The organism is Pseudomonas sp. GM30 (assembly GCF_000282275.2).
In the GTDB taxonomy this organism is placed as follows: domain Bacteria; phylum Pseudomonadota; class Gammaproteobacteria; order Pseudomonadales; family Pseudomonadaceae; genus Aquipseudomonas.
This window is the reverse complement of the sequence record NZ_AKJP02000017.1, coordinates 21447-46434: the sequence shown is the minus strand read 5'-3', so window position 1 is coordinate 46434 and position 24988 is coordinate 21447. Positions and strand designations below refer to the sequence as shown.

Annotated in this window: 21 protein-coding genes; 10 read left to right on the top strand and 11 right to left on the bottom strand. The window is 60.1% G+C overall.

The features are described from left to right. Position 1 precedes the first annotated feature (1 nt). Genes PMI25_RS12535 through PMI25_RS12525 form a run of 3 tightly spaced genes read right to left on the bottom strand, consistent with a single transcriptional unit; the run spans position 2 to position 3584 of the window. On the bottom strand, positions 2-1288 hold the full coding sequence (locus PMI25_RS12535; RefSeq protein ID WP_007965288.1) for a dihydrolipoamide acetyltransferase family protein: 1287 nt from the start codon (positions 1286-1288) through the stop codon (positions 2-4). After that, the gene (locus PMI25_RS12530) at positions 1289-2347 is read right to left on the bottom strand and encodes an alpha-ketoacid dehydrogenase subunit beta (RefSeq protein ID WP_003224000.1); all 1059 of its coding nucleotides are present in this window, start codon (positions 2345-2347) and stop codon (positions 1289-1291) included. It lies immediately after the preceding gene. 1 nt (position 2348) lies between these two features. Next, positions 2349-3584: a 3-methyl-2-oxobutanoate dehydrogenase (2-methylpropanoyl-transferring) subunit alpha gene (locus tag PMI25_RS12525; RefSeq protein WP_007965287.1), complete on the bottom strand. Its 1236-nt coding sequence runs from the start codon at positions 3582-3584 to the stop codon at positions 2349-2351. Positions 3585-3769: 185 nt separating this feature from the next. Between PMI25_RS12525 and bkdR the strand changes: the two genes are divergently transcribed. Further along, positions 3770-4258 carry a Bkd operon transcriptional regulator BkdR gene (gene bkdR / locus PMI25_RS12515; RefSeq protein ID WP_007965286.1) on the top strand — a complete coding sequence of 163 codons (489 nt, stop codon included), beginning with the start codon at positions 3770-3772 and terminating at the stop codon, positions 4256-4258. Between the two features lie 33 nt (positions 4259-4291). Here bkdR and PMI25_RS12510 read toward each other — a convergent pair whose 3' ends face one another. Together PMI25_RS12510 and PMI25_RS12505 are read right to left on the bottom strand one after the other, a co-directional pair. After that, positions 4292-6820, bottom strand: a complete 2529-nt coding sequence (locus PMI25_RS12510; RefSeq protein WP_007965284.1) for a UvrD-helicase domain-containing protein — start codon at positions 6818-6820, stop codon at positions 4292-4294. 202 nt (positions 6821-7022) lie between these two features. Next, a complete protein-coding gene (locus tag PMI25_RS12505) occupies positions 7023-7886 on the bottom strand; it encodes an MBL fold metallo-hydrolase (RefSeq protein WP_007965282.1) in 864 nt (287 codons plus the stop codon). Between the two features lie 91 nt (positions 7887-7977). Here PMI25_RS12505 and PMI25_RS12500 point away from each other — a divergent pair, with 91 nt between their 5' ends. The 5 genes from PMI25_RS12500 (at position 7978) to PMI25_RS12480 (ending at position 13514) form a co-directional block, all read left to right on the top strand. Next, a complete protein-coding gene (locus PMI25_RS12500) occupies positions 7978-8319 on the top strand; it encodes an ArsR/SmtB family transcription factor (protein ID WP_007965280.1) in 342 nt (113 codons plus the stop codon). A 166-nt stretch (positions 8320-8485) separates the two neighbouring features. Then, positions 8486-9730: an NAD(P)/FAD-dependent oxidoreductase gene (locus PMI25_RS12495; RefSeq protein WP_007965279.1), complete on the top strand. Its 1245-nt coding sequence runs from the start codon at positions 8486-8488 to the stop codon at positions 9728-9730. A gap of 9 nt (positions 9731-9739) precedes the next feature. Next, a complete protein-coding gene (locus tag PMI25_RS12490; RefSeq protein ID WP_007965276.1) occupies positions 9740-10540 on the top strand; it encodes a sulfite exporter TauE/SafE family protein in 801 nt (266 codons plus the stop codon). 179 nt (positions 10541-10719) lie between these two features. Continuing rightward, entirely contained in the window at positions 10720-12375 is a 1656-nt protein-coding gene (locus tag PMI25_RS12485) for an MFS transporter (RefSeq protein ID WP_007965274.1), read from the top strand. Then, positions 12372-13514, top strand: a complete 1143-nt coding sequence (locus PMI25_RS12480) for an HlyD family secretion protein (RefSeq protein WP_007965271.1) — start codon at positions 12372-12374, stop codon at positions 13512-13514. Before PMI25_RS12485 ends, PMI25_RS12480 begins: the two co-directional genes overlap by 4 nt. 110 nt (positions 13515-13624) lie before the next feature. Here the strand turns inward: PMI25_RS12480 and copD are convergent, their stop codons facing one another. Continuing rightward, complete coding sequence (gene copD / locus PMI25_RS12475; protein ID WP_007965270.1) at positions 13625-14482, bottom strand: copper homeostasis membrane protein CopD; 858 nt, start codon at positions 14480-14482, stop codon at positions 13625-13627. A 3-nt stretch (positions 14483-14485) separates the two neighbouring features. Further along, complete coding sequence (gene copC, locus PMI25_RS12470; RefSeq protein WP_007965268.1) at positions 14486-14848, bottom strand: copper homeostasis periplasmic binding protein CopC; 363 nt, start codon at positions 14846-14848, stop codon at positions 14486-14488. A 138-nt stretch (positions 14849-14986) separates the two neighbouring features. Here copC and PMI25_RS12465 point away from each other — a divergent pair, with 138 nt between their 5' ends. After that, the gene (locus PMI25_RS12465; protein WP_007965266.1) at positions 14987-15607 is read left to right on the top strand and encodes a TetR/AcrR family transcriptional regulator; all 621 of its coding nucleotides are present in this window, start codon (positions 14987-14989) and stop codon (positions 15605-15607) included. 34 nt (positions 15608-15641) lie between these two features. Here the strand turns inward: PMI25_RS12465 and preA are convergent, their stop codons facing one another. The 3 genes from preA to hydA form a co-directional block, all read right to left on the bottom strand. Then, positions 15642-16916 carry an NAD-dependent dihydropyrimidine dehydrogenase subunit PreA gene (gene preA / locus PMI25_RS12460; protein WP_007965265.1) on the bottom strand — a complete coding sequence of 425 codons (1275 nt, stop codon included), beginning with the start codon at positions 16914-16916 and terminating at the stop codon, positions 15642-15644. Continuing rightward, positions 16917-18284, bottom strand: coding sequence for an NAD(P)-dependent oxidoreductase (locus PMI25_RS12455; protein WP_007965262.1), 1368 nt, complete (start codon positions 18282-18284; stop codon positions 16917-16919). It abuts the gene before it with no gap. A gap of 208 nt (positions 18285-18492) precedes the next feature. Continuing rightward, on the bottom strand, positions 18493-19932 hold the full coding sequence (gene hydA / locus PMI25_RS12450; protein WP_007965259.1) for a dihydropyrimidinase: 1440 nt from the start codon (positions 19930-19932) through the stop codon (positions 18493-18495). 634 nt (positions 19933-20566) lie between these two features. Between hydA and PMI25_RS12445 the strand changes: the two genes are divergently transcribed. The 3 genes from PMI25_RS12445 to PMI25_RS12435 all read left to right on the top strand — a co-directional run bounded on the left by PMI25_RS12445 (position 20567) and on the right by PMI25_RS12435 (position 24535). Continuing rightward, the gene (locus PMI25_RS12445; RefSeq protein WP_007965256.1) at positions 20567-22051 is read left to right on the top strand and encodes an NCS1 family nucleobase:cation symporter-1; all 1485 of its coding nucleotides are present in this window, start codon (positions 20567-20569) and stop codon (positions 22049-22051) included. 141 nt (positions 22052-22192) lie between these two features. After that, complete coding sequence (locus PMI25_RS12440; RefSeq protein ID WP_007965254.1) at positions 22193-23476, top strand: Zn-dependent hydrolase; 1284 nt, start codon at positions 22193-22195, stop codon at positions 23474-23476. A gap of 141 nt (positions 23477-23617) precedes the next feature. Then, positions 23618-24535, top strand: coding sequence for a DHH family phosphoesterase (locus tag PMI25_RS12435; protein ID WP_007965252.1), 918 nt, complete (start codon positions 23618-23620; stop codon positions 24533-24535). A gap of 8 nt (positions 24536-24543) precedes the next feature. Here PMI25_RS12435 and PMI25_RS12430 read toward each other — a convergent pair whose 3' ends face one another. After that, complete coding sequence (locus PMI25_RS12430; protein WP_007965250.1) at positions 24544-24753, bottom strand: hypothetical protein; 210 nt, start codon at positions 24751-24753, stop codon at positions 24544-24546. Positions 24754-24988 lie beyond the last annotated feature (235 nt).

Genomic DNA, 24988 nt, shown 5'->3' with positions numbered 1-24988 from the left:
ATCACTCCACAAACAGGGTCGCGGGTTGTTCGAGCAGACCACGGATGGCCTGGATGAAGAGCGCCGCGTCCATGCCGTCGACCACGCGATGATCGAAGGAGCTGGAGAGGTTCATCATCTTGCGGATCACCACCTGGCCTTTGACGACCATCGGGCGTTCGACGATTTTGTTCACGCCGACGATTGCCACTTCCGGCAGGTTCAGCACCGGGGTGCTGACGATGCCGCCCAGCGCACCGAGGCTGGTCAGGGTGATGGTCGAGCCGGACAGCTCATCGCGGCTGGCCTTGCCATTGCGTGCGGCGTTAGCCAGACGCGAGATTTCCGCGGCGCTGTCCCACAGGCTGCGCGCTTCGGCGTGTCGCACCACCGGCACCATCAGGCCGACATCGCTTTGCGTGGCGACACCGACATGCACCGCGCCGAGGCGGGTGATGACCTGGGCTTCGTCATCGTAACGGGCGTTCATCTGCGGGAAGTCGCGAAGGGCCACGACCAGGGCGCGGACGAGGAACGGCAGCAAGGTCAACTTGCCCCGGCTGGCGCCGTGTTTCTCATTCAGATGCGCGCGCAGTTCTTCGATGGCGGTGACGTCGATTTCCTCGACGTAGCTGAAGTGCGCGGCACGCTGGGTGGCGTCCTGCATGCGCTGGGCGATCTTGCGGCGCATGCCGATCACCTGAATCTGTTCTTCGTCGTTGCGCTGGGCGTAAGCGGCGGCGACCGGTGCCGAAGCGTTCGACTGCCCCTGCGCCAGATAGGCTTCGAGGTCTTCGTGCAACACGCGGCCGGCCGGGCCAGTGCCGCGGACCAGACGCAATTGAATGCCCAGATCCAGCGCATGTTTGCGCACGGCCGGCGAGGCCAGCGGACGTTCATCGGCCTCGCGGGCAACCATCGGGCCTTGGCAAACCGGAGCCGGACGCGCAGCAGCAGCAGCAGCGGCCGCAGGTTTGCTCTCGGCAGCTGTTTCAACTTTCGGCGCAGCAGGTGCTTCTTTCGCAGCAACCGGTGCTGGTGCGGCGGACTCTTTCAGGTTTCCGGCACCTTCCACTTCGATGCTGATCAGTACACTGCCGACCGCCATCACTTCACCCGGCTGACCGCCGAGGGCAATCACCTTGCCGTGCACCGGCGACGGAATGTCGACCATCGCCTTGTCGGTCATCACGTCCGCCAGCACCTGGTCTTCAACCACCAGGTCGCCGACCTTGACGTGCCACTGCGACAGTTCTACTTCTGCGATGCCTTCGCCGATGTCCGGCATTTTGATAACGTGCGTGCCCATTCAGACCTCCATGACCCGTTTCAACGCCGCGCCCACTCGGGACGGCCCTGGGAAATACGCCCACTCCTGCGCGTGCGGGTAGGGGGTGTCCCAACCGGTGACGCGTTCGATCGGCGCTTCCAGGTGATGGAAGCAATGCTCTTGCACCAGCGACACCAACTCGGCGCCGAAACCGCAGGTGCGGGTAGCTTCGTGTACCACCACGCAGCGGCCGGTTTTCTTCACCGACTTGACGATGGTTTCCAGGTCCAGCGGCCACAGGCTGCGCAGGTCGATGACTTCGGCATCCACGCCACTTTCTTCAGCGGCGACTTGCGAGACATAGACGGTGGTGCCGTAGGTCAACACGGTCACGTCCTTGCCCGGACGGGTGATCGCGGCAACATCCAGCGGCACGGTGTAGTAACCGTCCGGCACCTGGGCTTGCGGGTGTTTCGACCACGGGGTTACCGGGCGGTCGTGGTGGCCGTCGAACGGGCCGTTGTACAGGCGTTTCGGCTCGAGGAAGATCACCGGGTCATCGTTTTCGATGGAGGCGATCAGCAGGCCTTTGGCGTCGTACGGGTTGGAGGGCATCACGGTGCGCAGGCCGCAGACCTGAGTGAACATCGCCTCGATGCTCTGGCTGTGGGTCTGGCCGCCGTAGATCCCGCCGCCGCAGGGCATGCGCAGGGTCATCGGCGCGGTGAACTCGCCGGCCGAGCGATAACGCAGGCGTGCGGCTTCGGAAATGATCTGGTCGGAAGCGGGGTAGACGTAGTCGGCGAACTGGATCTCGGCCACCGGACGCAGGCCGTAAGCGCCCATGCCCACGGCCACGCCGACGATGCCGCTTTCGGAGATCGGCGCGTCGAATACCCGCGAGGTGCCGTACTTGGTCTGCAGGCCTTCGGTGCAACGGAACACGCCGCCGAAGTAGCCGACGTCCTGACCGAACACCACCACATTGTCGTCACGCTCAAGCATCACATCCATGGCCGAGCGCAGGGCCTGGATCATGGTCATGGTGGTCGTGGTCATGGCGGTTTCCAACTGAATATTGTTGTTGTGATCGTTCATGTCAGATCCCCAACTGCTGACGCTGGCGCTTCAAGTGCTCCGGCATCTCTTTGTAGACGTCTTCGAACATGGTTGCGGCGCTCGGAATCTGCCCGCCGGCGAGGGTGCCGTACTGTTCGGCCTGTTTCTGCGCGGCAATCACTTCGGCTTCAAGCTCGGCGCTGACGGCGGCGTGCTCTTCTTCCGACCAGTGGCCGACCTTGATCAGGTGCTGCTTCAGGCGGGCAATCGGGTCGCCCAGCGGGAAGTGGCTCCAGTCGTCGGCAGGACGGTATTTGGATGGATCGTCGGAGGTCGAGTGCGGGCCGGCGCGGTAGGTGACCCATTCGATCATGGTCGGGCCGAGGCCACGGCGGGCGCGTTCGGCAGCCCAGGCGGAAGCGGCGTAGACCGCGTAGAAATCGTTGCCATCGACCCGCAGCGAGGCGATGCCGCAACCGACGCCGCGTCCGGCGAAGGTGGTGGCTTCACCGCCGGCGATGGCCTGGAAGGTCGAGATCGCCCACTGGTTGTTGACCACATTGAGGATCACCGGCGCACGGTAAACGTGGGCGAAGGTGAGGGCGGTGTGGAAATCCGATTCGGCGGTGGCGCCGTCACCGATCCAGGCCGAGGCGATTTTCGTGTCGCCCTTGATCGCCGAGGCCATGCCCCAGCCCACGCCCTGAATGAACTGGGTGGCGAGGTTGCCGGAGATGGTGAAGAAACCGGCGTCCTTGACCGAGTACATGATCGGCAACTGCCGGCCCTTGAGCGGATCGCGCTCGTTGGACAGCAACTGGCAGATCAGGTCGACCAGCGGCACGTCGCGGGCCATCAGGATGCTTTGCTGGCGGTAGGTCGGGAAGCACATGTCGTCGATGTTCAAGGCCAGGGCCTGGGCGCTGCCGATGGCTTCTTCGCCAAGGCTTTGCATGTAGAACGACATTTTCTTCTGACGCTGGGCGACCACCATGCGGTTGTCGTAGATCCGCGTCTTGAGCATGGCGCGCATGCCCTTGCGCAGGATCTCGACCGGCACGTTTTCAGCCCAGGGGCCGAGGGCGTTGCCCTGGTCGTCGAGCACGCGAATCAGCCCACGCGCCAGGTCGGCGGTGTCGGCAGGTTCGACGTCGATGGAAGGTTTACGCACCGTGCCGGCATCGGTCAGATGCAGGTAGGAGAAGTCGGTTTTGCAGCCTGGGCGGCCCGAGGGTTCAGGGACGTGCAGACGCAGCGGTTCATACGCTTGGGTCATGGCTTCTACGCTCGATCTTGTGAATTTCTTGTAGTGAGCTGGCAATCATTCTTGGGTGAAAGAAATCTTGTCCTACAACAATCATAGGCCCGGCCAAGAAGAATATTTCTCTCTGTTTCGTTGCGCTGGAGACCATTTGCAGATAGAAATTCTGCATAAACATAAAAAACAGGTGGTTTTGTCTCATGCGCAAACTGGACCGTACCGACATTGGCATTCTCAACAGCCTTCAGGAGAATGCGCGCATCACCAACGCCGACCTCGCGCGCTCGGTGAACCTGTCGCCGACGCCGTGTTTCAACCGGGTCAAGGCGATGGAAGAATTAGGCCTGATTCGCGAGCAGGTGACGCTGCTGGATGCCGATCTGCTGGGCCTGCACGTGAACGTGTTCATTCACGTCAGCCTGGAGAAACAGGTCGAGGAGGCGTTGCAGCATTTCGAAGAGGCGATCTCCGACCGCCCCGAGGTGATGGAGTGCTACCTGATGGCCGGCGACCCGGACTATCTGATCCGGGTGCTGGTGCCGACGATTCAGGCGCTGGAGCGGTTCATGATGGATTTTCTGACCAAGGTGCCGGGTGTGGCGAATATTCGGTCAAGTTTTGCCTTGAAGCAGGTGCGGTATAAAACCGCGTTGCCGTTGCCGGCGAATGGGTTGACGCTGGGCACCTAGCGCTGACACTTTCGCCGCCTCTGGATCAATACCTTATTGCGGGGAAAGAGCTGAAACTCCGGATGTTTCGTGATCAGTCCACTTTTTGTAGCATCCGGATTTAAGATCGGCATACCCCGAAGCATTACTTCCGCTTTGTTTGGTCGTCGCGGTGACCTCGCGGTCAACCAGCCAATGACATCTGAGTTCGGCGCGAGTAATGCCTACGTAAGCTAAACGCAGTGCCTCATCTGATTGAGCGTTGTCATAAGGCGCTGGAGATTTGTCGCCCAGTTGGGTGAGGTTGTAAATGTCGTTGCGTTTGGATTTCGTCGGGTTATAGAAGCAATCACCGATAACGAAAACAGATTGCGCCTGCAATCCTTTGGACTTGTGAAAGGTCATCAGTTTGACGTTGCGCTGTTTTTTTTGCGCTTCGTGCAATAGGCCTCGTAGGGCTGTTCTGTATGCTTTTTCAACATCACCAACGCGAAACACCATCAATATGCTATGACCGTCGTCATAGGCTTGTCTGACGAGTCGCAGAATCGTTTCGTCCGGCTCGACGATTTTTTTATCTTTAGCCACGTAGTGCATGTATACGGGTGTCTTTTGATTAACGACTTTTTCGTTCGCTGCAATCCCATGCTTGGCTTTATCGGTTGTGGTGGGACGGACAACTTGTTCGGCAGCATCAATGATTGTCTGATGGGAACGGTAGTTGTTCTGCATGTACAGAGTGTTGCGCGTATGGGCGTGGAAATGCTTATGGAAGTCCATCAGATACTGGGGTGAGCTACCGCGCCAGCCATAGATACTTTGCCAGTCGTCGCCGACTGCCATCAGGCTGTTGCCCAATCGGGGCAGGCCTTGATTACGATTACGGATCTCTTTGCAGCATTGCCGGACCCAGGAAATATTCAAGCCGGACACGTCTTGGAACTCATCAATCATGAGGTGTCGCATGCCGTCTAGCTCGGCTGTTGGAATGCGCTTAATATTTTCCGGATTGTGTTCGCCAAACAGTGCGAATGCCTTGTTGAAGGTGATCAATCTTTTGGGCGACATGCTTTCCAGATAATCATGAAAGCCGCGCCAATAGATCTGCAAGGCGAGGTAGAAAGGCTCGCGTGGGTCGCCCGGCGTAAAATCTAATGAACCGATCGCCTGGACGACATCCAACCCCAGGTTCTCGATGTAGTTGGCTTCGGCAAAGAACACTTCGGTCAGCTTCGTTTCCTTGATAGTCGTGCCCGGCAAGTGATAATCAAAACCGGCATCCTGAACGATCATGTGCTCGGCATTGCCCATCAGTGTCTTTGCGGCCATAACGTTATTGATGAGAATGTATTTTTTCCCCCGATAACATTCTCCAATCATCGCCTGGCGGCTCCAGCTCTCTTGTTTGAGATTCACTGTCTGGCCTTCGCGCCTAGGAATTTCGCCCGACTGGTTTTTCGTGTCCGGCCAACCAAGAATTACCAGTGTTTCCAACTCATCCAAGTAACCGTGGGCTATGAAGGGTTTTCTTTCGATGTTGAACGTTCGACGCTCGGCCACACCTGGAATTGGCCATAGACCCAACTCTACCCATGCGGCCTCAATTTCATCGCAGACAGCTTCATCCTTATCGGACATTTTGCCGAGAATCTGATTTTTTTTGTTTCGCATGGACTCAGACATAGGATCCGGCTTGACGAAAACGATCGATTGGTAGAGATCCAGGATGTGTTTTTTGAACGTCAGGTCTTTCTCGTAAAGGCTATTGAATACTTGGGAAAGAACCAATCCTTGCTCATTCGTGATCTTTGACGAGAAGGGGTTTTCCAGCTCGTCCTCATCCTCACCTGATTTTTTTGCGCCCAAGAAATCGAAATAGTCGATAGGCGCATCCGAGAACGCTTTCATGAAGCCGAATACTTTGCTGTGAAAGGTGCGCACCAAACTCTTAGTTTGATTCTCACTCAGGTCTTTGCCCCACGATTTGAAAATCTTCACCATCTTTTTCTGCAAGTCTTTTTTAGACTCAGTGGTGAAGGTAGTCACCTGCATGTGATGAAGGGGGATGCCCAGGTGAAAGTGTTTAAGCACAACACGCAAGGCTAACGTCGTGGACTTCCCGGAGCCCGCGCCAGCGATCACTGAAGTACAGGTCGTGTCAGCAAAGATCATTGCCCACTGCTGATCGCTCGGTTGTTCTTTCTCATCAAGTTTTTCCCACACCTCGTCGCGCATTTTCTGCTTGATATCATCGGTGATGGGCATGAGTTCATTGTCAAAAAGGGAGTGATCCTCTCCTGGCAAGGATGCGGCTGAGCGCAGGTCGTTAATCTCTAGAATGGCGCGCCCCTCTGCATAACCCTCAGCGTAGCCGAGAACCTTTCCGGCAAGCAGGCCCGCGTCATTGCCAAGCTTGATTCCTTTTTCTCTACCCTCGAAGAAGGATCGCCCGTCAATGGCTTTGAGTGCCTCAAGGATTTTGGATGACAAGTAGGCGATTGCGCGACGGGAAATAGAAAGATGGCGATTGAATGTTTCAGGTTCGAGCTCAGGGGGCTGCCCCTGTGGAGAAGTTTGACTCATGGTTTCCCTGCAAAAAGTCTTCTCGACGAAGTGTGACTTCGACGATGTCCGTGTTATTGCTCACCTGCGCATTTGTAATCGCAGGGAGTCTACCGTAGCGGTTTAGGTTTCCGGATATTACACGGTAGTGGCATTTTGGCTAGGGCACGGTCCAGAGCGCTCCTTTAAATGAGGGAGCGAATGATCATCTGGGCAATTGAACTCACATTTTGTTGATCGGAATCTTCAGGTAGACAACGCCATTACCTTCCGCCGGCGGCAGGTTGCCGGCCCGCACATTGACCTGAATCGCCGGCAGCAACAGAGTCGGCATGCCCAACCCCGCATCACGTTTGGTACGCATCTCGACAAACGCCGCCTCATCAATCCCGTCATGCACATGAATATTGCTCTTGCGCTGCTCACCGACGGTGGTCTGACACTGCGCAGCGCGGCCTTCGGGCGGGTAGTCGTGGCAGACGTAGAGTTTGACGCTGGCCGGGAAGGCCAGCAGTTTGTGGATCGAGTTGAACAGCTGATGCGCGTCACCGCCGGGGAAGTCGCAGCGAGCCGTGCCGACGTCGGGCATGAACAGCGTGTCGCCGACCAGAATCTGTTCGCCATCGATCAGGTAGGCCATGTCTGCCGGGGTGTGGCCGGGGACGTGCAGGGCGGTGGCCTTGAGATTGCCGATCATGAACGACTCGTTCGGCGCGAACAGGTGATCGAACTGCGAGCCGTCGACGCAGAATTCCGGTTCCAGGTTGAACAGCGCCTTGAACACGTTCTGCACCTTGCTGATCGACTGGCCGATGGCGATCTTGCCGCCCAGTTCGCGGCGCAGGTACGGCGCGGCGGACAGGTGATCGGCGTGGGCGTGGGTTTCCAGCAGCCATTGCACCTGCAAACTGTGTTCACGGACGAAGGCGATGATTTTATCGGCCTGCATGGTGCAGGTGCGTCCGGCGGCGCCGTCGTAATCGAGCACCGGATCGACGATTGCACACTGCCCGCCAGCGGCTTCAAAGACCACGTAGCTGTAGGTTGAGGAGGCAGGGTCGAGGAAAGCTTCAATCTGCGCGGGCATGGACACCAACCTGAACAAGGGAAATGGGTTGCAACACTTTATCTAAAAACATAATGTTCACAGCTTAAGTGACGTTCAAGGCATCGTGCAAATGCAATCCAGTCTGACCGAATGTGAAGTCGCCCAGTTGCGGGCGTCCGCCTCCAAGGCCTGCGCGCTGCTCAAGGCGCTGGCCAATGAGGATCGTCTGTTGATCCTGTGTCAGCTGACTCAGGGCGAGCGCAACGTCGGCGAGCTGGAAAAAATGACCGGCGTGCGCCAGCCGACGCTGTCCCAGCAACTGGGCATCCTGCGTGATGAAGGGCTGGTGGCGACCCGTCGCGAAGGCAAGTACATCTTTTACGGACTGGCCAGCCCTGAAGTGATTCAGGTGATGAAGACCCTGTCCGGGTTGTATTGCGGGGCGGTGCTGAAAAGTCTGGGCCATCAATAAATGTCAGCCACCACACAATTACTGTAGGAGTGAGCCTGCTCGCGATAGCGGTGTATCAGCCAACATCTTCACAGACTGACATACCGCTATCGCGAGCAGGCTCACTCCTACAATGGATTTGTGCAATGGCCGGAAAATCCTTGCGTGCAGCAATAAGGAACAAGCAATGAACGATCAACACTGGGGCCCATCCATCAGTGCAGACATCGTGGTCATCGGCGGCGGCAGCGCCGGCATCGGCTTCGTCGCCAGTCTGCTCAAGCGTGATCCCACGCTGAACATCACCGTGATCGAGCCGAGCGCCCAGCATTACTACCAACCGGCGTGGACGCTGGTTGGCGGTGGCGCCTTCGACGTCAAGGACACCGCAAGGCCGATGAACAAGGTGATGCCGCGTCAGGCCACCTGGATTCAGGCGGCAGTCACCGCGATTGATCCCGACACTCGTCAACTCACCCTCAACGATCAACGCACCGTCACTTACCAGAACCTGATCGTCTGCCCCGGCCTGCGGCTGGCCTGGGAGAAGATCGAAGGCCTGCAGGAAAGCCTCGGCCAGCACGGCGTGACCTCCAACTACAGCTATCAGCATGCGCAGTACACCTGGGATCAGGTGCAGAAACTGCGCGGCGGCAAGGCGCTGTTCACTCAGCCGGCGATGCCGATCAAATGCGCCGGGGCACCGCAGAAGGCGTTGTACCTGTCGTGTGATCACTGGCGCAAAACCGGTGTGCTGAACAACATCAACGTCGAGTTCAATCTGGCCGGCGCCGCGCTGTTCGGTGTCGCGACTTTCGTCCCGCCACTGATGAAGTACATCGAAAAGTACAACGCACAACTGGCCTTCAACAGCAATCTGGTCAAGGTCGACGGCCCGGCGAAAACCGCGTGGTTCGAGGTCAAGGACGCTGACGGTAACCTCACCAAACAGGCGAAAACCTTCGATCTGCTGCACGTGGTGCCGCCGCAAGTCGCGCCGGACTTCATCGCCCGGAGCCCGTTGGCCGACGCCGCCGGCTGGTGCGAAGTCAATCCGCACAGCCTGCAGCATCTGCGTTACCCCGAGGTGTTCGGCCTCGGTGATATCTGTGGCACCAGCAATGCGAAAACCGCTGCCGCCGTGCGCAAGCAGGTTGTGGTGGTCGCGGAAAACCTGCTGGCCCTGCGCAAACAACAGCCGTTGCCACTGAAGTACGACGGCTACGGTTCGTGCCCGCTGACGGTGGAGAAGGGCAAGGTGATCCTCGCCGAGTTCGGCTACGGCGGGAAGTTGCTGCCGACCTTCGCCCTCGATGCGACCGTGCCGCGCCGCTCGGCGTGGTTTCTCAAGGCGACGCTGCTGCCGTGGTTCTACTGGAACGGCATGCTCAAGGGCCGCGAGTGGCTGACCGGTTTGTCCAAAGTCGACTGAGAACTCCCTATGTTGCTGGCAAGTCTGTTTGGCGTGGTGATGGGGTTGATTCTCGGGCTGACCGGGGCGGGCGGCGGGATTCTCGCGGTGCCGGCGCTGGTGCTGGGCCTCGGCTGGAGCATGACCCAGGCCGCGCCCGTGGCGTTGTTCGCCGTCGGCAGTGCGGCGGCAGTCGGAGCGATCGACGGTTTGCGTCATGGTCTGGTGCGCTACCGCGCGGCGCTGTTGATTGCCGCGCTCGGCGCGGTGTTTTCGCCACTGGGCATCTATTTTGCGCACCAGTTGCCGGAGAAGATCCTGATGATCCTTTTCAGCCTGCTGATGGTCATGGTGGCCTGGCGCATGCTGCGTCGTGAGCGTGCGCAAGCGGGGCCAAGCGACCACGGCCACGCGAGCTGGGGACAGAAAAACTGCATGCTCAACGAGCAGACCGGTCGTTTCGACTGGACCGCCAAATGCACCGCGACCCTGGCGGCGCTGGGTGCGGTGACCGGTGTGGTTTCGGGCTTGCTCGGCGTCGGCGGTGGCTTCCTCATCGTCCCGGCGTTCAAGCAACTGACCGATGTGCAGATGCGCGGCATCGTTGCGACCTCGCTGATGGTCATCAGCCTGATTTCGGCGATTGGCGTGATCGGCGCGTTCCATGCCGGGGTGCGCATCGACAGCCTTGGCGCGGCGTTCATTGTCGCCAGCATCGTCGGCATGATCATCGGCCGCAAATTATGCGCCCGGGTGCCGGCGCGGGCGTTGCAGGTGGGGTTTGCCAGTGTGTGCCTGGTGGTCGCGGCCTACATGCTGCTGCGCGCCTGACACAAAACCCCGGCCCAGCATTTGACCCTGTAGGAGTGAGCCTGCTCGCGATAGCGGTTTAGTATTCAACATTGATGCTGACTGACACTGCGCTATCGCGAGCAGGCTCACTCCTACAGGGGATGTGTGTTTTGTCGTTGATTGCGGCAAACTCAGACATCCCCAGACAAGGCCTCTCAATGGATCGATACGCCCCGCGCACCTGGCAGCCGCACGAGAAGCCCAGTCTGCCCGGTTCCCCCTCGACGCCGCTGCACTCCAACCGCAAGCGGCTGGCCTATGCGCTGGTCGGGCTGCTGGTGGCGGTGACCGGCGGTCTGGGTAACTCGCTGGTGGTCGCCAACCTGCCTTATCTGCAAGGCGCGCTCGGCGCGACCACGGCGGAGATGGCCTGGCTGCCGGCCGCGTACGTGATGACCAACGTGTCGATGAACCTGCTGCTGGTGAAGTTTCGCCAGCAGTTCGGCCTGCGCGCGTTCACCGAAGTGTTTCTGGTGCTGTATGCGCTGGTGACCTTCGGTCATCTGTTCGTCAACGACCTGAGTTCGGCCATCGCGGTGCGGGCGGCGCACGGCATGGTGGGCGCGGCGTTGAGTTCGCTGGGCCTGTATTACATGATCCAGGCGTTCCCGGCCAAGTGGCGGCTCAAGGCACTGGTGCTTGGGCTGGGCGCCTCGCAACTGGCCCTGCCGCTGGCGCGCCTGTTCTCCGAAGACTTGCTGCAAATTGCCGAATGGCGCGGCTTGTACCTGTTCGAATTGGGCATGGCGTTGCTGTCGCTGGGCTGCGTTTTGATGCTCAAGTTGCCGCCCGGTGACCGCTTCAAAACCTTCGAACCGCTGGACTTTCTCACCTTCGCCATCCTCGCCAGCGGCGTGGCACTGCTGTGTGCGGTGTTGTCGCTGGGGCGCATCGACTGGTGGCTGGAGGCGAACTGGATTGGCTATGCGCTGGCCGCCTCGATTGCGTTGATCCTCGCCGGTCTGGCGATCGAGCACAATCGCAGCAACCCGATGCTGATGACCCGTTGGCTCGGCAGCGGCACGATGATCCGTCTAGCGCTGGCGGTGACCCTGATTCGCATGGTCACTTCAGAGCAATCCACTGGCGCCGTCGGCTTCATGCAGAACCTCAACATGGGCTATGAACAGTTGCACAGCCTGTACGTGGTAATGCTGATCGGCAGCGTCGCCGGGCTGGCAACCAGTGCACTGACCATCGATCCCAAGCACTTGCTGATGCCGCTGATCATCTCGCTGGCGCTGATGGCCACCGGTTCCGTGATGGACAGTTTTTCCAACAACCTGACCCGCCCGCAAAACCTGTATTTCAGCCAGTTTCTGCTGGCCTTCGGCAGCACGTTTTTTCTTGGCCCGACCATGGTTTTCGGCACCCGCAACGTGCTGACCAACCCACGCAATCTGGTGAGTTTTTCGGTGCTCTTCGGGATCTGCAACAACCTCGGTGGCCTGCTGGGCGCGGCGTTGTTGGGCACGTTCCAGATCGTGCGCGAGAAATTCCATTCCAGTCATCTGGTCGAACACCTGACGCTGTCCGATCCGTTGGTGGCTGCCCGTGTGCAGAGCGGCGGCTCGGCTTACGGATCCTTGCTGGCCGACCCGAGCCTGCGCAATCTGGCCGGGATTCGCAGTCTGTCCAACGCGGCCACTCGCGAAGCCAACGTGCTGGCCTATAACGATGTATTCATGCTGATCGCCGTGATTGCGGTGCTGACCATGATCTGGCTGTCCATTCGTGCGCTGTGGCTGATGAGCACCACCAAAGCCGTCGACCCAGCGCCTTCCGTACCTCCTAGCGGTGCCTCCAATTCATGACCGAACCGACCACCACAACCACCAATGCCATCGCCGCCACCCCGGAAGGCGTGGCGCCGCCGCCCTCGCCGAACACCGAGCCGCGTTCGCTGCGGGTGCGGATCATCTCGTCGCTGGGTTTTGCCGCGATTGCCATCGTCGGCGTGCTGATCGTGCTCTACGCCTGGCAGTTGCCGCCGTTCAGCAGCGCGGTCGAGACCACCGAAAACGCCTTGGTGCGCGGCCAGGTGACGATCATCGGCCCGCAGCTCAGCGGTTACGTGTTCGAAGTGCCGGTGCAGGACTTCCAGTACGTGAAGACCGGCGACTTGCTGGTGCGACTCGATGACCGGATTTATCAGCAGCGCCTCGATCAGTCGCTGGCGCAACTGGCGGTGCAGAAAGCCGCGCTGGCCAACGTGGTGCAGCAACGCAACAGCGCCGAAGCGACGATCAAGTTGCGTCAGGCCGTGGTGGCCGACAGCGAAGCGCAGTTGCGCAAAAGCGAGGCGGATCTGCGGCGTAACAAGGAGCTGGTAAGTGACGGCTCGGTGTCGAAGCGCGAGATGGACGTAGCGCTCGCGGCCAATGCGCAGAGCATTGCAGCGGTGGCGCAGGCCAAGGCCAATCTGGAAATCGCCCGGCAGGACCTGCAGACGGTGATCGTCAATCGCGGCTCGCTGGAAGCCGCGGTGGCCAGCGCTGAAGCGGCGGTGCAACTGGCGCGGATCGACTTGTCGAACACCCGCATCGTCGCCCCGCGTGACGGCCAGCTCGGGCAGATCGGCGTGCGCCTGGGCGCTTACGTCAACTCCGGTGCGCAACTGATGGCGTTGGTGCCGAACCAGAAATGGGTGATCGCCAACATGAAGGAAACCCAGATGGACAACGTGCGTGTCGGGCAACCGGTGCGTTTCACTGTCGATGCGCTGAACCACCGCAAGTTCACCGGGCACGTGCAGCACATCTCGCCCGGCACCGGTTCGGAGTTCGCCCTGTTGCAGGCCGACAACGCCACCGGCAACTTCGTGAAAATCGCCCAGCGCGTGCCGGTGCGGATCACCATTGATGAAGGGCAGCAGGAAGAGGAACGCTTGCGCCCGGGGATGTCGGTGGTGGTCAGCATCGACACCGCAGCGGGTGACACACAACCGCATTGAGCAACACAAAACCCTGTGGGAGCTGGCTTGCCAGCGATGACGTCGGTACATCCGAAATATCTATTCCTGACACACCGCCATCGCTGGCAAGCCAGCTCCCACAGGGGGCTTCAGGCAGCAATCATCGGCGGCAGGGTACCGAGCAGGGAAACGGCCGCCACAGCGCCCATCCCCAACAACCACTCCAGCACCACACTGCGCTTGAGCGCGCCCATGCGCTGCTGGCAATCATCAATTCGCAAGCGGTTGAACAGCGCCAAGCCAAGCATGCCCAGCACCATCAGCGCCTTGATCAGCAGGATCAACGCAAACCCGCTGAACAACGGCGTTGGCCACCATTGCCCGGTCAGCACGCGCACATTGATCAGCCCGGTGATCAGCAGCCCGCCGACAATCGCATAACCGACGCCGCTGAAGCGCTGCAGGATTGTGCCCATCGCTTCGCCAGGCTGTCGCAGGATCAACACCAGCAGCAACAGCCCGCCGAGCCACGCCGCCACGCATGTCAGATGAACGATCTGATTGAGAATCAGCAGTTGCCCGCTGAGCCCATCGAGCATCGCGCCGTGACCCACTGGCGCCAGGGTCGCCAGGAGCAGCGCACTCAAGCCCAGGCGCAACGCCAGGTTCGAGCGCCACGGGGTGAACAGCAACGCCAGCAACAGCGCGTTGATCAGCAGATGCCAACGCCAGACCTGACCGAAAAAGGTGTTGCCGAGCACCACGCCAATCGTGTGCGGATCGAACGCTGCCGCCGCCGAACCGGCCATGCTCGCGGTGATCAGCAGCGCCCAGCTAACGCCGCTGACCAGGGCAATCGCCGTCAGCCAGCGAGCGATACACGCCAATTGCCGATCCAGTGTTGGAACCGGCGTCTTGAGCAATAGCGGTCGAAACAGCCAGGCCCCGAACAGCATCAACGCCGCGCTGAAATGCACAAAGCGGCACAGCACCAGCGCTTCACTCATGAATTACTGGCCAACCTTGAACTGGTAGGCGCCTTCGCTCTTATGTGTGTCGACCGACACTGCGTGCCATTCGACCTTGTACTCACCGGCACTCAGAGGTGCGGCCGGGGTGACGATCAGGGTTTTCTTGTCGCCTTCGGTGGTCAGCGGTTTGATCGCGACCGGGGCGCCGTCGTGGGTCAGGCTGACTTTAGTGAAACTGGCTTCGACGCCTTCAGAAAAGGTCAGGCGCAGATCGGCCGGCGCGGCGACGGTGCTGTCGGCGGCCGGGGTTGCACTCTTCAGGTGGGCGTGGGCAAAAACCGAAGATGCGGCGAACAGCGAAGCGAGCAGGGCAGTGGTGGTCAGGACATTCTTGAACAGCATCGCGGATACCTCTGAGGCAGGACAAAGAAGCGTCAGTTTAGCCATGCGCCGACCTTCATACGAAGTTTTGTTTGCAACGGTCGCCCGCGCCCCAGAGCGGATGCTAGTCTTGGGCAACGCTGTTGTCAGGGAGCCCTCATGGGCAATCACAAGATCGAGATCCGTCGCAGTAACGTCGAGAAAATCCTGCTGGCGGCGGAAAAAGTCTTCGCCGAAAAAGGCTTCGGCGGCACCGCCATGGCCGACATCGCTGCCGAAGTGCAACTGCCGCGTTCCAACCTGCATTACTACTTTTCGACCAAGAGCGAGCTGTACAGCGCGGTGCTGTTCGACCTGCTGGAAGTGTGGAAACAGGACGCGCTGTGCTTCGAGATGTTCGACGATCCGCGGGTGGTGCTCAGCAGCTACATCCGTGCCAAGATGAACCACTCGCGCAGCCGGCCGCACGGCTCGAAAGTCTGGGCCAACGAAATCATCCACGGCGCGCCGACCCTGGGTGAGGCGCTGGATGTCAGCCTGTACGACTGGGCGAAAATGAAGGAAGCGAAGATCCGCCAGTGGGTCGAGGACAAGCGGATTCTGCCGGTGGAGCCGTCTAGCCTGCTGTACATGATCTGGGCCTCGACCCAGCATTACGCCGACTTCGATCATCAGGTGAATATTCTGAACGAGCATCAGCCGCTGTCTGACATGCAGTTCGAGCGGGCGGTGCAGACGGTGACCAGTGTGATTTTGCGCGGGATCGGGTTGGAGCCATAAGTCAAAAGATCGGACGATCTTTTGATCTTAAGAATCAGACCGCGACATGATAGGGATTGCGCGGATCATGATTCCAGTCCAGAAACGGCTTGCCCGTTTCCATCGGCACCATCTCGATGCAGTCCGCCACCGGGCAGGTGATCTGGCACAGATTGCATCCGACACACTCCTCATCGATCACTTCATATTTGTGCGTGCCATCGGCCTGCTTGAGGCTGCTGATCGCCTGGTGCGACGTGTCTTCGCAAGCAATGTGGCAGCGCCCGCAACCGATGCACGCGTCCTGATCAATCTTCGCGATCACTTGATAGTTGATGTCCAGGTACTTCCAGTCCGTGGTATTGCCCACCGCGCGCCCGGAAAACTCGGCGATATTGGCGTAGCCCTGACTGTCCATCCAGCGCGACAGGCCGTCCTTCATCTCCTCGACAATGCGAAAGCCATGCAGCATCGCCGCCGTGCACACCTGCACCGCGCCGCTGCCCAGCGCCATGAACTCCGCCGCGTCACGCCAGCTGCCGATGCCGCCAATACCGCAAATCGGCAGGCCCTGGGTCTGCGGATCACGGGCGATCTCGGCGACCATGTTCAGCGCAATCGGCTTGACCGCCGAACCGCAGTAACCGCCGTGGGTGCTTTTGCTGCCGACGGTGGGCAGGGCGACCATGTGTTCCAGATCGACGCTGGTGATCGAATTGATGGTGTTGATCAGCGACACCGCATCGGCGCCACCGCGATGGGCGGCGCGGGCGGCGACGCGGATGTCGGTGATGTTCGGTGTCAGCTTGACGATTACCGGCAGTGAGCAATAGGTCTTGCACCACCGAGTGACCTGCTCGACATACTCCGGCACCTGACCGACCGCCGCGCCCATGCCGCGTTCGGGCATGCCGTGCGGGCAACCGAAATTCAGCTCGATACCATCGGCGCCGGTGGCTTCCACCAGCGGCAGGATGTGTTTCCACGATTCCTCAACGCACGGCACCATCAGCGAAACGATCAGTGCACGATCCGGCCAGTCCTTCTTGACCTGAGTGATTTCGCGCAGGTTGATCTCCAGCGAGCGGTCGGTGATCAGTTCGATGTTGTTGATGCCCAGCACTTCGCGGTTGTTGCCGTAATGCGCCGAGTAGCGCGACGAAACGTTGACCGCTGCCGGGTCCTCACCGAGGGTTTTCCAGACCACGCCACCCCAGCCGGCCTCGAAGGCACGGACCACGTTGTAGGCCTTGTCGGTCGGCGGCGCGGAGGCCAGCCAGAACGGATTGGGGGCTTTGATACCGGCGAAGACAATCGAGAGATCGGCCATTTACGCAGCCTCCACGTTGAGCATCAGTTGTGCGTTGATCGCCTCGGCGGCGCGTTTGCCGTGCTGCACCGCTTGCACGGTGAGATCCTGATCGAGGCTGGTGCAGTCGCCGCCGGCATACACACCGGGGATGCTGGTGCGCAGGTTGTCATCGACCTGAATCCGATCGCCCTGACGCTTGAGTTCGCGGGCCAGCGGGTCGGCGAGGGCGCTGCTGTCGAAGGCCTGACCGATGGCTTTGAAGATCGCGTCGGCGGCCAGTTCGAAGGTCTCCCCAGTGGTTTGCAGACGACCGTCGACCAGTTGCGTGCGGGCGAAACGCATGCCGCGCACCTTGCCTTGCGCGTCGAGCAGCACTTCTTCCGGTTGCGCCCAGGTCAGCAGGCGCACCTGATTGGCTTTGGCGATGTCTTGTTCGTGGCCGGTGGCGCCCATGTCCGCCGCACCCCGGCGATACACCAGATTCACGTCACGCGCTCCGAGGCGGGCCATTTGTACGGCCATGTCGATCGCGGTGTTGCCGGCGCCAAGGACGATGCAGCGTTCGGCCAGTGGCAGTTGCGTCAGGTCATCGGCCTGGCGCAGTTCACGGATGTAGTCGGTGGCGGCGAGCAGGCCGGGCGCGTCTTCGTGGGCCAGACCGAGCTGTTTGCTGGCGTTGAGGCCGAGGCCGAGGAACACCGCGTCGAACTGCTGATGCAGCTCGCTGAGGGTCAGGTTGTCGCCGAGTTTCTGCCCGTGACGGATTTCGATGCCGCCGATCTGCAGGAGGAAATCCAGCTCCTTCTGCGCGTAGTCGTCGACCAGTTTGTACTTGGCGATCCCGTATTCATTGAGGCCACCAGCCTTCTCCCGTGCTTCGAAAATCACCACGTCATGCCCGTGCATGGCACTGCGGTGGGCGCAGGACAAACCTGCTGGCCCGGCGCCGACCACGGCGATGCGTTTGCCGGTAGCGGCGGCGCGCTGGAACGGGTGCTCGGTGAAGTGCGCGTTATCCACGGCGTAGCGCTGCAGCAGGCCGATCAGCACCGGCGCGCATTCCTGCACATTGTTGCGCACGCAGGCTTGCTGGCAGAGGATTTCCGTCGGACAGACCCGGGCACAACTGCCGCCGAGGATGTTCGCCGAAAGGATTTTCTGCGCCGCACCGGGCACGTTGTCCTGATGGATATTGCGGATGAACGACGGAATATCGATCTCGCTGGGGCACGCGTTGACGCATGGCGCGTCGTAGCAATACAGGCAGCGCGAGGCTTCCAGATGCGCCTGCCGGGCGTTGAGCGGTGGCGCCAGATCAGTGAAATGACCGGCGAGGGCGGCCGCGCTTTCGTGCGGATGCGGGAGATGGTTCAGGGTCTCGATCACGGTTTTGTGCCTCACGGTTATTGAGGTTCTCTGCCTCTGATGGGCAGTGGTTTTCGTCATGTCCTGTGGCGAGGGAGCTTGCTCCCGCTGGACTGCGCAGCAGGCCCAAAACCATTCACTCCTGGGTATCAGGATGAGCGCATTGCCTGGTTTTGGGGCGGCTTCGCCACCCACGCGGGAGCAAGCTCCCTCGCCACAGGGAATCGGATCAGCGTTTCACAGCTGTGGGCTTGTGCAACTCAGCCCGCTTGCTCAGCAAATCAAACACCGCCGGATACGCCGGCCGCTCGATATAGCGCCCGGCCCCGCGCTCAGCGCGCAGGTCGCCGTCGGCCCAGACCACTTTGCCCTGGCTGACGGTATGGCTCGGCACGCCGCGCACGGTCTTGCCTTCGAAGATGTTGAAGTCCACCTGCTGATGGTGGGTCTTGGCGGAAATGGTGCGGGTGCCTTGCGGGTCCCACAGCACCAGGTCGGCATCGGCGCCGACGCGGATCGCGCCTTTGCGCGGATAGAGGTTGAAGATTTTTGCGGTATTGGTTGAGGTGAGGGCGACGAAATCCTGCATCGACAAACGCCCGCTGTTGACCCCTTCATCCCACAGCACCGCCATGCGGTCTTCGATGCCGGCGGTGCCGTTGGGGATCTTGCTGAAATCGTCGCGCCCGGCGGCTTTTTGCTCCGCGCAGAAGCAGCAATGGTCGGTGGCGGTGGTGTGCAGATTGCCGTTTTGCAGGCCATGCCACAGCGCTTCCTGATGCCCGCGCGGGCGGAACGGCGGGCTCATCACGTAACCGGCGGCGGTTTGCCAGTCCGGGTGCTGGTAGACACTGTCGTCGAGCAGCAGGTGCCCGGCGAGCACCTCGCCGTACACCGGTTGACCCTTGCTGCGGGCGTAGGTGATTTCGTCCAGCGCTTCCTTGGTCGAAACATGCACCAGGTACAACGGCGTGCCGATGGTCTCGGCAATACGGATCGCCCGGCTCGCCGCTTCACCTTCCACCTGCGATGGCCGCGACAGTGGATGCGCCTCCGGCCCGGTGATGCCCTGGGCCATCAACTTGCGTTGCAGGTGATAGACCAGTTCGCCGTTTTCCGCGTGCACGGTCGGCACCGCGCCGAGCTCCAGGCAGCGCTCGAAGCTTGCCACCAGCGTGTCGTCGGCAGCCATGATCGCGTTCTTGTAGGCCATGAAATGCTTGAAGCTGTTGATCCCGTGATGGCTGACCAGCTCGGCCATTTCCTCGCGCACCTGCTCGCTCCACCAGGTGATCGCGACGTGAAAGCCATAGTCCGATGCCGACTTCTCGGCCCAGCCGCGCCACTGGTGAAACGCTTCCATCAACGACTGCTGCGGATTGGGAATCACGAAGTCGATGATCGAGGTGGTGCCGCCGGCCAGACCTGCGGCGGTGCCGCTGTAAAAGTCTTCGCTGGCCACGGTGCCCATGAACGGGAGTTGCATGTGGGTGTGTGGATCGATGCCGCCGGGCATCAGATATTGGCCGCTGCCGTCGAGCGCTTCGGCACCGGCGGGAATATCCAGGTTTTCACCGATGGCTTTGATCACGCCGTCGGCGCAATAGACGTCGGCGCGATAACTTTCATCATGGGTAACAACGGTGGCGCCACGGATCAACAGAGACATTGCAGCTACCTCGCAGGCATGACCGGCTTATACCGGTTCTATATGTTTTATAAAACGTCGATGCTGGAAGATATATTCCTGCCAGCGCTGTCAGGAATAAAAACTAGCTGGTGTTAGTCGAATGAGCAAGATTATTTTTTATAAGCTTATAACGTACATAAGGTACTGAAATATAAAGATTAAAATTATAAATCACCAAAATGGTGAGGGCTTTCACCATTTTGACGCACTTGACAGGAACCAGATTTGAGCGAGATTTGTCATGGCAAATCAGCTGCTTGAACGCTAAGAAGTCGCGGCCCAGACGCCTTGCTGGAAATAACCGTGCACCACTTTGAACCTGGCTATTCGAGTAACTTGGCTTGGTGTTTTGGGCGAGAGATGAAACAAGTAAGCAACATGCTTCAATAATTTGAATAAAAGCGTTTAAACATCAAACAGTTGAAAGCGCTATACGGACAGGTCGGGAAACTCGGCACAACAGTCGGCACGTTTATTGAGTGCTGGCGCTGACAAGCCAGGCCGGTTCGTGAAGTGCGTGTCCACATGCAAGTACTCCGGCCATCGCCCGGTGTGCGGCGCGTCCGCCCACTACCCGATGAGCAAAAATAATCAAAATAACCATGGAGCAGCCATGCAACAGAACAGATCGCAAGTGACCGAGCGCGACGGCTTGTTCGAACTCGAAGCCGGCAGCGACGTCCTCGACAGTCCCCGTTACAACCACGACATGGCACCGACCAAGGTGCGCGAACGAACCTGGAACAAATGGCACATCACCGCGCTCTGGGTCGGTATGTCGGTGTGCGTGCCGACGTACACCCTCGGCGGCGTGCTCACTGCGTATTTCGGCCTGACCGTCGGTGAAGCGCTGATGGCGATTCTGCTGGCCAACGTCATCGTGCTGATCCCGCTGACGCTCAACGCGTTCCCCGGCACCAAGTACGGCATTCCATTTCCGGTGCTGCTGCGTTCGTCGTTTGGCGTGCTTGGCTCCAACGTGCCGTGCCTGATTCGTGCGCTGGTGGCGTGTGGCTGGTTCGGCATCCAGACGATGTTTGGCGGGCTGGCGATTCACCTGTTTCTCGGCTCGATCTTCGAGGGCTGGAAATCCCTTGGCGGCACGGGGGAGGTGATCGGTTTCATGATCTTCTGGTCGCTGAACCTGTGGGTGGTGATCCGTGGTGCCGAGTCGATCAAGTGGCTGGAAACCCTGTCCGCGCCATTGCTGGTGGCAGTGGGCATCGGCTTGCTGGTGTGGGCGATGCCCAATGTGTCGATGACCGAGCTGTTGGCGATTCCACCGAAACGCCCGGAAGGCGCGAGCGTGGTCAGTTACTTTGCCGCCGGGCTGACGGCGATGGTCGGCTTCTGGGCCACGCTGTCGCTGAACATTCCCGACTTCAGTCGTTACGCCAAGAGCCAGAAAGACCAGATCCTCGGGCAGATTTTCGGCCTGCCGCTGACCATGTTTCTGTTCGCTTCGCTGGGGGTGGTAATGACCGCCGCTTCGGTGAAACTGGTTGGCGTGACGGTGTCGGATCCGGTCAGCCTGATCGGCCATATCCAGAGTCCGCTGTGGGTCGCGGTGGCCATGGCACTGATCATCATCGCCACGCTGTCGACCAACACCGCGGCGAACATCGTCTCGCCGACCAATGATTTCCAGAACATCGCGCCCAAGGTGATCAACCGCACCAAAGCGGTGTTGCTCACTGGCTTCGTCGGGCTGGCGTTGATGGCCCACGAGCTGCTGAAAAAGCTCGGGCTGATCGTCTCCGATGTCAGCCTGGAAACCGTGTATTCCAACTGGCTGCTGGGCTATTCGAGCCTGCTCGGTCCGATCGCCGGGATCATGGTGGTGGACTATTTCCTGATCAAGAAGCAGCAACTGGACCTGGCCGGGCTGTACCGCGACGACGTCTATCCGGCGTGGAACTGGGCCGGGTTTACCGCGTTTGGCGTGCCGGTGGTGCTGACCCTGCTGTCGCTGGGTAGCGATGCGTTCAGCTGGTTTTACAGCTACGGCTGGTTTACCGGTTCGGCGCTGGGTGGGGTGATTTATTACGGGTTGTGCGTGATGCGGGCGCAGCCTTCGGTTGTGAAATCACCGGTTTGAATGCGTGCCTCTTCGCGAGCAAGCTCGCTCCCACATTTGGAATGCGTTCCCTTGTGGGAGCGAGCTTGCTCGCGAAGACGGCCTGCCTAACGCCAGAGATGTATCTGAACAATTCATAAGAAACTGCCTGAGGAGATCAACATGAACGCAGCCGTAGACGTTCTGCAATCCACCCATCAGCACATCAACCGCGACCGCCTCTGGGCCTCGCTCATGGAACTGGCCAAGCTCGGCGCCACGGTCAAGGGCGGGGTCTGTCGCCTGGCCCTGACCGACCTCGATCGTCAGGCCCGCGACCTGTTCGTGCAGTGGTGCGAGGACGCCGGGTGCAGCGTCACGGTGGATGAAGTCGGCAACATCTTCGCCCGTCGCCCGGGGCGCAATCCGAACCTGCCACCGGTGATGACCGGCAGCCACATCGACACCCAGCCCACCGGCGGCAAGTTCGACGGCTGCTTCGGCGTGCTCGCCGGGGTCGAAGTGCTGCGCACCCTCAATGACCTCGGCGTGGAAACCGAAGCGCCACTGGAAGTGGTGGTCTGGACCAACGAAGAAGGCTCGCGCTTTGCCCCGTGCATGATGGGTTCCGGGGTGTTCGCGGAGAAATTCACCCTCGAAGAAACCCTGGCTAAAGTCGATGCCGACGGCGTCAGCGTTGGCGAAGCCCTGAATGCCATCGGCTACGCCGGGTCACGCAAAGTCAGCGGGCATAAAGTCGGTGCCTATTTCGAAGCGCACATCGAACAAGGCCCGATCCTCGAAGACGAACAGAAAACCATCGGCGTGGTCCTCGGCGCCCTCGGGCAAAAGTGGTTCGACCTGAAACTGCGCGGCGTCGAAGCCCACGCCGGCCCGACGCCGATGCACCTGCGCAAGGATGCCTTGGTCGGCGCCTCGGTGATTGTCGGCGCGGTCAATCGCGCCGCCCTCGGCCATCAACCCCACGCCTGCGGCACGGTCGGTTGCCTGCAAGCTTATCCGGGTTCGCGCAACGTCATCCCCGGCGAAGTGCGCATGACCCTCGACTTCCGCCATCTGCAACCGGCGCGGCTGGATTCGATGATCGCCGAGGTGAAGCAGGTCATCGACGCTACCTGCGAGGAACACGGCCTGACCTATGAACTGACGCCGACCGCCGACTTCCCGCCGCTGTACTTTGAAAAGGGCTGCGTCGAGGCGGTACGCGGCGCGGCGCAAGGCCTCGGCCTGTCGCACATGGACATCGTCAGCGGCGCCGGGCATGACGCGATCTTCCTCGCTGAACTGGGACCGGCCGGGATGATCTTCGTGCCGTGCGAGGGTGGCATCAGCCACAACGAAATCGAGAACGCCGCGCCGGACGATCTGGCGGCCGGGTGTGCAGTGTTGTTGCGGGCGATGCTGGCGGCTTCGGCGATGGTGGCCGCCGGTAAAGCCGCGGCCTGAAGATCAAAAGATCGTCCGATCGCGGCCCGAGCCTGCGGCAGCTCCTACAGGGGATTTGTATCCATCTCTGTAGGAGCTGCCGCAGGCTGCGATCTTTTTATGTCACCCCAATGTCATGGAAATGTGCGACGTTTGCGCCCCATGAAAATCATCACCTCCGGCGCGTCCTATCTGGACATCGACGCCTACGCCTGCTGTATCGCTTACGCAGAGTTGCTCAACCTGCAAGGCATTTCCGCCCGTGCCGTCAGCAGTGCCAGACCCAACGGCAGCGTGTCGCCGACCGTTCTGAGCTGGGGTGCCGAGTTTCACCGCTACTCTCCACAAGCAAACGACGAATTCGTGCTGGTCGATGTGTCCGACTATCAACACTTCGATCCGCTGGTGGTGCTCGACCAAGTGGTGGAGGTCATTGACCATCATCCCGGTTTTGAACGGTACTGGGCTGAGCGACTGGGTTGCGCCGCCGATATTCGCCCGATCGGCGCAGCGGCGACGCTGGTTTTTCAGCGCTGGCAAAGCACCGGCCTGCTACCGCGAATCAGCGTGCACAGCGCGGCATTACTGGCCACGGCAATCCTCGACAACACACTCAACTTCAGCGGGCAGATGACCACCGAACTGGATATCGAGGCTTATGAAATATTGGCGCCGCGGGCGAATCTGCCGGCGAATTGGCCCGAGCAGTATTTCCTCGAATGTCAGGCCGCCATCGAAGCAGACCTGCAGGCAGCGTTAGCGGCGGATCTGAAGCGATTCAATCCGGAAAGCAACCTGCCGCAGGTTTTCGCCCAGATGACCGTATGGGATGCCGATGCCCTGATTGAAAAACGGCATGTCGAGATCAGCCGCTGGATGGCCGGGCAGGGCGATGACTGGCTGCTGAACGTCATCAGCATCCGTGACGGCAAGAGTTGTTTGCTGGCTGAGCCGCTGCTCAGCCAGCAGAAGCTGGATCGGTTGTTGCCGCTGCGATGGCAGGCGGGCATGGCGCTTGTGAAACCGTCGATGCTGCGCAAGGAACTGCTGAAACTGGGGTTGCACATCAACCCGGTCTGATCCGCTGATCAACCGGGCCGGTCATTTTTGCCCGCAATGCCCTGGCGTCTGTCAGGGCCGTTGGGGTTGCCCACATCCAGCAACCGCCGTTCGACCAAAACATTCTCCAGCGCCTGACGCTCGACCGGCGCCATTTGGTGTTCGCGCTTTTTCAGCTCCAGCAGAATCGGGCTGGACCAGGTGCGATAAGTCTGTTCGATGTTGCGACGCGACGTCATCAGTCTCTCCTTGATCAAGAGCCCGGTGAAGCTGGCAGGGGCTCAATCCGATGAGGGGGTAACCTTAGTCGAGAAACCCGGAAGTCGCGAATGCACCGATTTTGTTGGGGCTGATTTGTTGCAGATGGATTGATGACTCACGCATGTAGACGCGTTAAAGAAGCGATTTTCTTGTTCATTAATGGGATGAATCTAGGGACTTGGCTGTAGGAGCGTCCCTATCTCTACCTTTGAT

Coding starts and splice junctions, on each gene's coding strand:
- PMI25_RS12535 (WP_007965288.1), bottom strand. CDS start 1,288: ATGGGCACGCACGTTATCAAAATGCCGGACATCGGCGAAGGCATCGCA.
- PMI25_RS12530 (WP_003224000.1), bottom strand. CDS start 2,347: ATGAACGATCACAACAACAATATTCAGTTGGAAACCGCCATGACCACG.
- PMI25_RS12525 (WP_007965287.1), bottom strand. CDS start 3,584: ATGACCCAAGCGTATGAACCGCTGCGTCTGCACGTCCCTGAACCCTCG.
- bkdR (WP_007965286.1), top strand. CDS start 3,770: ATGCGCAAACTGGACCGTACCGACATTGGCATTCTCAACAGCCTTCAG.
- PMI25_RS12510 (WP_007965284.1), bottom strand. CDS start 6,820: ATGAGTCAAACTTCTCCACAGGGGCAGCCCCCTGAGCTCGAACCTGAA.
- PMI25_RS12505 (WP_007965282.1), bottom strand. CDS start 7,886: ATGCCCGCGCAGATTGAAGCTTTCCTCGACCCTGCCTCCTCAACCTAC.
- PMI25_RS12500 (WP_007965280.1), top strand. CDS start 7,978: ATGCAATCCAGTCTGACCGAATGTGAAGTCGCCCAGTTGCGGGCGTCC.
- PMI25_RS12495 (WP_007965279.1), top strand. CDS start 8,486: ATGAACGATCAACACTGGGGCCCATCCATCAGTGCAGACATCGTGGTC.
- PMI25_RS12490 (WP_007965276.1), top strand. CDS start 9,740: ATGTTGCTGGCAAGTCTGTTTGGCGTGGTGATGGGGTTGATTCTCGGG.
- PMI25_RS12485 (WP_007965274.1), top strand. CDS start 10,720: ATGGATCGATACGCCCCGCGCACCTGGCAGCCGCACGAGAAGCCCAGT.
- PMI25_RS12480 (WP_007965271.1), top strand. CDS start 12,372: ATGACCGAACCGACCACCACAACCACCAATGCCATCGCCGCCACCCCG.
- copD (WP_007965270.1), bottom strand. CDS start 14,482: ATGAGTGAAGCGCTGGTGCTGTGCCGCTTTGTGCATTTCAGCGCGGCG.
- copC (WP_007965268.1), bottom strand. CDS start 14,848: ATGCTGTTCAAGAATGTCCTGACCACCACTGCCCTGCTCGCTTCGCTG.
- PMI25_RS12465 (WP_007965266.1), top strand. CDS start 14,987: ATGGGCAATCACAAGATCGAGATCCGTCGCAGTAACGTCGAGAAAATC.
- preA (WP_007965265.1), bottom strand. CDS start 16,916: ATGGCCGATCTCTCGATTGTCTTCGCCGGTATCAAAGCCCCCAATCCG.
- hydA (WP_007965259.1), bottom strand. CDS start 19,932: ATGTCTCTGTTGATCCGTGGCGCCACCGTTGTTACCCATGATGAAAGT.
- PMI25_RS12445 (WP_007965256.1), top strand. CDS start 20,567: ATGCAACAGAACAGATCGCAAGTGACCGAGCGCGACGGCTTGTTCGAA.
- PMI25_RS12440 (WP_007965254.1), top strand. CDS start 22,193: ATGAACGCAGCCGTAGACGTTCTGCAATCCACCCATCAGCACATCAAC.
- PMI25_RS12435 (WP_007965252.1), top strand. CDS start 23,618: ATGAAAATCATCACCTCCGGCGCGTCCTATCTGGACATCGACGCCTAC.
- PMI25_RS12430 (WP_007965250.1), bottom strand. CDS start 24,753: ATGACGTCGCGTCGCAACATCGAACAGACTTATCGCACCTGGTCCAGC.